This window comes from Chryseobacterium sp. VD8 (assembly GCF_037149975.1).
Taxonomy (GTDB): Bacteria; Bacteroidota; Bacteroidia; order Flavobacteriales; family Weeksellaceae; genus Chryseobacterium; species Chryseobacterium indicum.
The window spans coordinates 1-2,098 of record NZ_JBBCQL010000387.1 but is presented as its reverse complement, the minus strand read 5'-3'; the positions used below and the strand labels follow the sequence as shown (position 1 = coordinate 2,098).

The 2,098-nt window shown below is 33.6% G+C and carries 3 protein-coding genes; all 3 read left to right on the top strand.

The genetic code is table 11. The features are described from left to right. A partial coding sequence (locus tag WFK35_RS22435) for a FecCD family ABC transporter permease (protein ID WP_336734831.1) occupies positions 1 to 823 on the top strand: 823 nt, incomplete at its 5' end. 192 nt (positions 824 to 1,015) lie between these two features. Continuing rightward, positions 1,016 to 1,393, top strand: coding sequence for a GxxExxY protein (locus WFK35_RS22430; protein ID WP_336734829.1), 378 nt, complete (start codon positions 1,016 to 1,018; stop codon positions 1,391 to 1,393). A gap of 96 nt (positions 1,394 to 1,489) precedes the next feature. Further along, on the top strand, positions 1,490 to 2,098 hold a 609-nt coding region (locus WFK35_RS22425; protein WP_336734827.1), incomplete at its 3' end, for an ABC transporter ATP-binding protein.

Sequence of the window (2,098 nt, the reverse complement as noted above, 5' to 3'; positions counted from 1 at the left end):
CAATCGGATTTTGGTAATGCTTTTGGCAGGAATTTCTGTCCCGACTTCAGGTTTTCTGATGCAGGAATATTTTCAGAATCCTCTTGCGGGACCCGATATTTTAGGTATTACTTCCATTGCAAGTTTGTCGGTGGCATTTTACATTTTTTTTTCTCACGATTTAATTATCCCTGAATTTCTTCAGAACAGTTTTTTAAGCTTTTCGGCCATCGGCGGAAGTCTTTTACTGATGCTGATTCTTCTTTCCATTTCCAAAAGATTTCAGGATAAATCTTATCTTATTATCTTTGGATTTCTGGTTTCGGCTTTTGCAGGAGCCATTGTTTCTCTTTTGCAGTTCTATGGAGAAGATCAGAGTCTGAAAAACTATATTTTATGGTCTTTCGGAGCCAATAATATGGTTTCAAGAAATCAGATTTATGTTTTATCGGTTTTAGTAATAATCGGTTTGTTTATCTGTTTTAAAACCATAAAACCATTGATAGGAAATTCGTTGGGAACTTCATACGCACAAAGTCTGGGCGTTAATCTGAATCAGCTTAAACTGTTTATTATCGCTGCTTCTTCCCTGCTTTCGGCTTCAGTAACCGCTTTTTTAGGTCCCATTTTATTTATCGGAATTATTGTCCCGCATTTCAGCAGACTGATCTATAATCCGGCAAAACTTTGGCAGCAGTGGATTTTAAATATGATGCTGGGAATGCTGATGATGCTTTTTTTCTCCATCATCGCAGAAAAAACTCAGATTCCTTTAAATGTCATAAGCTCCATTTTCGGAATTCCTGTAATTTTGATGATGCTTTTGAAACAGAATAAAATTTAATATTGTTGGTTTTTTGCAAAGGCGCAAGGATTTTATCTTTGATAAAATTTAGGATCGCAAAATTATACAAAATTAACGCAGTACACTTGCTGAAAATCTTTGATTTTCTTGCGCCTTAAAAACAGCATAAAATTGAAATCTTTGCGCCTTTGCGAAAAACCAACACAGGATAAAATAAAAAACATAACACAAATGACAGAAAACGAATTATCAAAAATTGTCTTTGAGACGGGATTAAAAATTCATAAAAAACTAGGAGCCGGATTATTTGAACACGTTTATGAAGAGTGCCTGTTTTATGAACTGACAAGAGCAGGACTTTTCGTAGAAAAACAAAAATTACTTCCAATTATATATGAAGAATTAAAAATTGAAAATGCGTTCAGATTAGATATGATTGTCGAAAACAAATTAATTTTAGAGATAAAAACTGTTGATTATATTAACTCAACGCATAAAGCACAACTTCTAACTTATCTCAAAATGACAAATTGTAAATTAGGACTCCTTTTAAACTTTCAATCTGATATTTTTAAAAACGGGGTGACAAGAATTGTAAATTTTTTATAATTGAACGCAATAAAAATTTGACAAAGTCAAATTCCCTGCGTCTTAAAACAGTATTTTTGCAAAAAATTTTTGCGCCTTAGCGAAAATCCAACCATAATGCACCTACAAATCAAACAAGCAGACATTGGCTATCATAAAACCTTAATTTCAAATGCAACAGCTCATCTGAAATTAGGAGAAGTATGCCTTTTGATTGGTAACAACGGTGTAGGAAAGACAACATTAATCAAATCTATTTTACATCAGATTCCTCTTTTAAGCGGAGAAATATCAATCCATAATAAAAATGTAAAAAATCTTTCTGTTAAAGAGATTGCAGAACAGATTGCGGTTGTCTTTTCAAGTTCGGTTATTCCGCCGAATTATACAGTGGAAGATCTAATTTCTCTCGGAAAATACATTTACTATCCTTTTTATTTTGAACTGAAAAAAGAAGACAGAGAAGAAGTTTCGTATATTATTGAGGAACTCGATCTTGTACAGTACAAAAATACTTTGCTTAAAAATCTGTCAGACGGAAATCTTCAGAAAGCATTTATCGGAAGAGCCATCACACAAAACGCTCCCATCATTATACTGGATGAACCGACTACACATCTGGATGAAAAAAACAAAATTATCATTCTCAAAACCCTTCGGAAATTAGCCAAGGAGCACAATAAACTAATTCTCTTCTCGTCTCACGACTGGCGGCTTGCCAAGGAA